The 5,076-nt window shown below is 63.5% G+C and carries 9 protein-coding genes; 7 read left to right on the top strand and 2 right to left on the bottom strand.

Translation table 11 applies throughout. From position 1 onward, the window contains the following. Window positions 1-156 precede the first annotated feature (156 nt). Window positions 157-381 carry an AbrB/MazE/SpoVT family DNA-binding domain-containing protein gene (locus KBY93_RS16025; protein WP_255095414.1) on the top strand — a complete coding sequence of 75 codons (225 nt, stop codon included), beginning with the start codon at window positions 157-159 and terminating at the stop codon, window positions 379-381. A 73-nt stretch (window positions 382-454) separates the two neighbouring features. Here KBY93_RS16025 and KBY93_RS16020 read toward each other — a convergent pair whose 3' ends face one another. Then, window positions 455-841: a PIN domain-containing protein gene (locus tag KBY93_RS16020; protein ID WP_255095413.1), complete on the bottom strand. Its 387-nt coding sequence runs from the start codon at window positions 839-841 to the stop codon at window positions 455-457. Beyond that, on the bottom strand, window positions 841-1,080 hold the full coding sequence (locus KBY93_RS16015; RefSeq protein ID WP_255095412.1) for an AbrB/MazE/SpoVT family DNA-binding domain-containing protein: 240 nt from the start codon (window positions 1,078-1,080) through the stop codon (window positions 841-843). Before KBY93_RS16015 ends, KBY93_RS16020 begins: the two co-directional genes overlap by 1 nt. A 60-nt stretch (window positions 1,081-1,140) precedes the next feature. On the opposite strand from KBY93_RS16015, the gene KBY93_RS16010 reads away from it, so the two are divergent. The 6 genes from KBY93_RS16010 (at window position 1,141) to KBY93_RS16235 (ending at window position 4,943) form a co-directional block, all read left to right on the top strand. Further along, a complete protein-coding gene (locus KBY93_RS16010) occupies window positions 1,141-2,025 on the top strand; it encodes an N-acetylmuramoyl-L-alanine amidase (protein WP_255095411.1) in 885 nt (294 codons plus the stop codon). Between the two features lie 485 nt (window positions 2,026-2,510). Next, entirely contained in the window at window positions 2,511-2,660 is a 150-nt protein-coding gene (locus tag KBY93_RS16005; RefSeq protein WP_255095410.1) for a hypothetical protein, read from the top strand. Window positions 2,661-2,817: 157 nt separating this feature from the next. Further along, window positions 2,818-3,057, top strand: a complete 240-nt coding sequence (locus tag KBY93_RS16000; protein WP_255095415.1) for a helix-turn-helix domain-containing protein — start codon at window positions 2,818-2,820, stop codon at window positions 3,055-3,057. Window positions 3,058-3,059: 2 nt separating this feature from the next. Beyond that, window positions 3,060-4,439: a type II toxin-antitoxin system HipA family toxin gene (locus KBY93_RS15995; protein ID WP_255095409.1), complete on the top strand. Its 1,380-nt coding sequence runs from the start codon at window positions 3,060-3,062 to the stop codon at window positions 4,437-4,439. Between the two features lie 64 nt (window positions 4,440-4,503). Continuing rightward, window positions 4,504-4,746 carry a Uma2 family endonuclease gene (locus KBY93_RS16240; RefSeq protein WP_315856434.1) on the top strand — a complete coding sequence of 81 codons (243 nt, stop codon included), beginning with the start codon at window positions 4,504-4,506 and terminating at the stop codon, window positions 4,744-4,746. Beyond that, complete coding sequence (locus KBY93_RS16235) at window positions 4,743-4,943, top strand: hypothetical protein (RefSeq protein ID WP_315856433.1); 201 nt, start codon at window positions 4,743-4,745, stop codon at window positions 4,941-4,943. Before KBY93_RS16240 ends, KBY93_RS16235 begins: the two co-directional genes overlap by 4 nt. Window positions 4,944-5,076 lie beyond the last annotated feature (133 nt).

The raw sequence follows: 5,076 nt of genomic DNA, 5'->3' as shown, positions 1-5,076 counted from the left end.
TCGGCGTCAGTCGGGCCAGTGGGTGGCTATGCATGGTGTGTGAGGTCTTGGGACGGCGGTGACACTCCGACCCTGGCGACCTCACACCCCCTTGTCAGCTGAACAACCTGTTGGGACTACACACCTAGGCTATAAGCAGTGACTGGTTTGCCAGCGATGGAAGTCGTCACTCTCACTGCCAAGGGGCAGGTTACGGTGCCAAAGGCCGTGCGTGAGGCCCTGGGATTGCGGCAGGGCGACCAGCTCAGTTGGGAGCTGGAGGATGGTTCGGCGCGGGTGCGGGCGGTGACGCCGTTGGATCTGGCCTATCTCCAGGGGCTGGAGAGGGGCCTGAGCGAGTGGAGCAGCCCGGCGGACGAGGAAGCGTTCCGCGATCTGTGACCGCCTTCGAGAGGTATGCGGTGATTCGCGTTCCGTTCCCATTCACGGATCGGCAGGCCGCAGGCCTGCTCCCTCAAGCCAACCACTCCTGAGCGAGACCGTCGATCGCCTGAAACTCCGGGTCCTTATGCAGCAGGGTAGCGCCGCAGTTGAGAGCAGCCGCGGCGATCCAGGCATCCGCCAGGGACAGGGCATGGGTAACCTTGATCTGCGCTGCACTGATCAGCAGGGGCTCGCTGGCTTCCAGCCAGTCGATTTGAAGCGCCTGCAGCTGCTCATAGGCCAGTCGGCCTGCCCGTTCACCCTCCTCCTTCCATACGCGGTAGAGCACCTCCATCCGGGTGATGAAACAGGCCGTGCACCGCACAGGGCCCTCCAGGGCCTGCTCAACCTGGTCGGCACCGGGCTCGTCATCTCGCAGGGTGAGCAAGGCCGACGTATCGAGGCAGAACCGGGTCATCACGCCTCCAGCGCAGCATCAGCCAGCCGATCGGCCAGCTGGCGCTGGGTCGAGCCCCCGAGCTTCCCCTGCCCCCGAAAGGCCTTCACGGGAGAGGCGGCAACCGGAATGACCCGAATCGAGCCGTCGGCCTCCACGAGCCACTCCAGCCGCTGGGAGGGGCCAAGCGCGAAGCGCTTTCTGATGGCTGCTGGGATCACGGTCTGACCGCGGGACGTGATCGTGCTTCTCATGGTCATCAGCTTGAATTACTATTGAGCTTACCCAGTAATTCGCTGACGGCCGCCTGCCCACTCACCATGCCCGCCACGATCTACCTGCACTGGGCCGCCACGCCCTACACCTGGGTGCGCTCCGGGCTCTACCACACGATCATCAGCGGCGACGGGCGGCTGAATCGCCTGCACGCCTACAGCGTGGACCTGCCGGCCCACACATGGCGGCGCAACAGCAATTCCGTGGCCCTCTCCTGCGCCTGCATGGGCGGCCAGCCCGATCCCTGGACGATGCCGCCCACCGAGGCGCAGCTCGAAGCGATGTGCCGCGAGGCGGCTCGGATCACTGTTAGCTGGGGCTGGAGCGCGGGTGACATCTCGCTGCAGACGGTGATGACCCACGCCGAAGCCGCCTCCAACCGCGACGGCCGCTGGATGCACGACAACTACGGCCCGGTGATCTGGGGCGGCAGCGGCGAGCGCTGGGACTTCCTGCAGCTCAGCAGGAACGGTCCACCCACCGGCGGCGATGAGCTGCGTCAGCGCATCCGCCGGTATCTGAGCGAACCGGAAGCTGCCCCCTCGAGCCGGCTGGAGTTCCGCCGCGCCAGAACCATGAAGGCCCGCGGCCGGGAGCTGGCGGTGGAGCTCGATGCCAATGGCACCTCGTGGGCGCTGGCTGCCGAGCTGCTGGAGCTCTACGAGATCCCCTACGAATGGGAGGCGAGCCGCCGGCGGATCCTGATCGGCAGCCTCGATGTGGCGCCCACGTTTCAGGACGACCAGGTGCAGCCCTCGGTGGGCTGGCCGCTGTTCGAGATGGGCCTGCAGCGGGGGGATGCGCCACTGATCCTGCGGGGCATCGTGCGCGAGAACCGTGCCTGGTGCCCGGTGCTGGAATTCGCCGAGGAGTTCGGAATCAGCGTGAGCTTCGAGCCGTTCATGTTGTGGGAGCGGCGGGGTGGCTGAACCGCTCGCGTACAAGACGCAAACGCCAGGGCTTCACTCAGTTGGAGCGAGCAACAAGGCATCGAGCATTGATTCGAGATCGGCGAGCCGCTCGTTCTCTGTCTCAAGCAGCGCGATCTCTTTCTCGAGCAGCTACGGCTTCGCCGGCCTACGGCTAAGTTCGCCTCTCGCTCTAGAGCGCTCTGATCTGCGCATCTATCGTTGGATGCCAGTTTAACTACTCCTTCGGAGAAGACTTCGTCTTCGCCAACCAGCGCCGCCACGGCGGCAAAGAGGAAAGGAATTCCGATTTGCTGATTGACGTAGAAGCGGATCCCCGAGGAGATCGACATGGCTGTAGGAGGCAAGGCCGCCGCGATCGAGGAAAGGAAACGGATCGGGCTGACCCGAGGAAACCGGCGCTTCGTTCTCTGCCATGACCGTAGCGACGCCAACCCGAGATCGATCCGCTAGTAGTACGCAGGTACCATGGGCGTGCATCCGCGATGAGCGCCGGATCGGCGGCCCACTGGGGTGTGAGCTTTTTCGATGCCAGTGCCTTGAACTATCTGCTGGAGCGCCATAAGCCGTTGGTTCTGAGGTGGGTGCCATGGCCTGCGCTACCAAGCCGCCTGCTGCCGTTTCGCGATCTGTGAGCGCCTTCGAGAGGCCCAGAAGCAACAGTCACCTGCTGCTGGCTGTTGATCCCCGAACAGCTCGGCTGCGATCAACCCCTGCAGGGGTTCACTCGGGCTTAAGTCCCACAGGGGATAAGCTGGATCTATTCCTTGCAGGGGATGAGCCTTGTCCCATGTGGCCCGCCTTCCATCACAGCTTGGCGTCTTGCTGCGCAGCCGCCGCAAGGAACTGGGGCTGTCACAGCATGAGACCGCAGCTCAAGGTGGCTTGCAGCAGAAAACGGTGTCGTCACTGGAGAACGACCCACAGCGCTGCACGATCGACAGCCTCTACCGCCTGATGGCCGCTTTGAAGGTGGAGCTTGTGCTCCAGCCCCGTGAAGCCCAGGTGGGAAGCGTAGGAGACGACTGGTAGCCATGGCACGTCCTCGGTTGGGCCATGGTCTTGACCTCTGGATGAACGGCGAGCTGGTGGGGCACTGGGGGGTGACTTCCACCGGCGGGCACCGTCTCCACTACGCCGCCAGCTGGCTGGCTTCACCTCGTTGCCGCCCGATTTCGCTCTCGTTGCCCTTGCTGCCTGAGGGCCAGGCCCATCACGGCGCCGTGGTGGAGAACTACTTCGAGAATCTGCTGCCCGACAGCCGCGAGATCCGTCTGCGCCTGCAGCAGCGATTCTCCACCAGCAACAGCGGTGCCATGGCGCTGCTTGCGGCGGTTGGGCGCGACTGCGTGGGCGCCCTTCAGCTTCTGCCGCAAGGTTCGCCACCGCAGAACGTGCGTTTGATCGAGGCCGAGCCCCTCGATGAGGCCGGGGTGGCCAGGCAATGCCGGCTCGCGGTGCAGGGCAAGCCCCTGGGCCAGGACGATGGGGAGGCGCTTCGGCTGTCGCTGGCCGGAGCCCAGGAGAAAACAGCGTTCCTCCGCCATGGCGACCAGTGGTGTGTCCCCCTGGGTGCAACGCCGTCGACACACATCTTCAAGCTGCCTCTGGGCCGGGTGGGAGTAGAGGGGCTCGATCTTTCCCTTTCGATTGAGAATGAGTGGCTCTGCGGCCGGATTGCTGCCGCCTTTGGTCTGCCGGTGGCCGGGAGCAGGGTCGCCTGTTTCGAGGACCAGAAGGTGCTGGTGGTCGAGCGCTTCGATCGACGCCCCGTCCTTGATGGCAGCTGGTGGTTACGTCTGCCGCAGGAGGACTGCTGCCAGGCGCTGGGGACACCCCCTGGACTCAAGTACCAGAGTGATGGCGGGCCAGGCATCGCTGATCTGATGACGCTTCTTCGCGGCAGCCTGGCCCCCCAAGAGGATCGGATTCAGCTGTTCCGCTGTCTGCTGCTGTTCTGGCTGCTGGCAGCCATCGATGGGCATGCCAAGAACTTTTCCCTGATGTTGGGTGCAGGCGGAGCGTTTCGACTCACACCTCTCTATGACGTGATTTCAGCCTATCCAGTGATCGGGAAAGGCGCCAATCAGCTGGCTCCCCAGAGGGTGACTATGGCGATGGCGCTGAAAGGCAGAAAGCCACGCTATGACTGGTTCAGTCTTCAGCCTCATCATTGGCTGGCCACGGCAAGGCAGTGCGGGATTGAGCCTCAGAAAGCGACGCGAGTGATGGTTGAGATGGTGACCGACACGAACCATGTGCTTGCTGAAGTGACCAGCACCATCCCCGCCGACTTTCCGAGTTCGGTGGCCGATCCGATTCTGGGCGGCCTGGAAGATGCCGCTCAGCGACTCTCCAAGGCCATAAGCAGCCATTCGGCAAGCGCGCCCATCCAAATCCCCATAAGGCATTGATTGCGCCTAGCCCTCGTAGGGGTTGAACAGGCCGTAACATGGTTGTGATCCAGTTGCTGGGGCCGTGACGCTTGCTTATCCAGCCCCACCAACAGATCTGGGACTGAAGCCGCTGCTGTTGCCGGGGGATCTGAAGCTCACACCGGAGCAGTTCGCTGCCGTCTGCGAGCGAAATCCAGAGGCTGTTCTTGAGCTCGATGCTGATGGCTACCTGGTTCAGATGACACCAACTGGTGGTGAAACCAGCGCACGCAATACCCGCCTGTCCGATGGATCCGTCCCAGTGATGAAGGTCCCCGTGGGGTGAGTGCCCTGCGCCGCAAGATGGGCGCCTACCAGGCCAATGGCGCCCAGATGGGCTGGTTGCTGCTGCCGCAAGAGCAGGTTGTGGAGCTCTGGCCGGCCAGCGGTGAACCTCAGCGTCTGGAGGGCGCCACCCACCTCAATGGCGGAGACGTGATCGCTGGTCTGCGGCTTGATCTGGCCGAGCTATGGCAGGCCTGAATCCAGCGAACAAGGATAGATCGTGCGCAGCCACGATCTTATCCGGTGGTTGGACTAGCCCTTTTCGCTATTGACCAGTGGCTTACGGTAGATACGTCGGCCCGAATCTCAGCTTTCCTTCTGAATTCCGGCT

This window comes from Synechococcus sp. J7-Johnson (genome assembly GCF_024345795.1).
In the GTDB taxonomy this organism is placed as follows: Bacteria; Cyanobacteriota; Cyanobacteriia; order PCC-6307; family Cyanobiaceae; genus Regnicoccus_A.
Note: the sequence above shows the minus strand (reverse complement) of the source record. Positions and strands in the feature narration are given on the sequence as shown.

Bases quoted from the DNA above. Each gene is read 5' to 3' on its own strand.
- KBY93_RS15995 (WP_255095409.1), top strand. From the start codon at position 3,060: ATGGCACGTCCTCGGTTGGGCCATGGTCTTGACCTCTGGATGAACGGC.
- KBY93_RS16015 (WP_255095412.1), bottom strand. From the start codon at position 1,080: ATGACCATGAGAAGCACGATCACGTCCCGCGGTCAGACCGTGATCCCA.
- KBY93_RS16025 (WP_255095414.1), top strand. From the start codon at position 157: ATGGAAGTCGTCACTCTCACTGCCAAGGGGCAGGTTACGGTGCCAAAG.
- KBY93_RS16005 (WP_255095410.1), top strand. From the start codon at position 2,511: ATGAGCGCCGGATCGGCGGCCCACTGGGGTGTGAGCTTTTTCGATGCC.
- KBY93_RS16010 (WP_255095411.1), top strand. From the start codon at position 1,141: ATGCCCGCCACGATCTACCTGCACTGGGCCGCCACGCCCTACACCTGG.
- KBY93_RS16020 (WP_255095413.1), bottom strand. From the start codon at position 841: ATGACCCGGTTCTGCCTCGATACGTCGGCCTTGCTCACCCTGCGAGAT.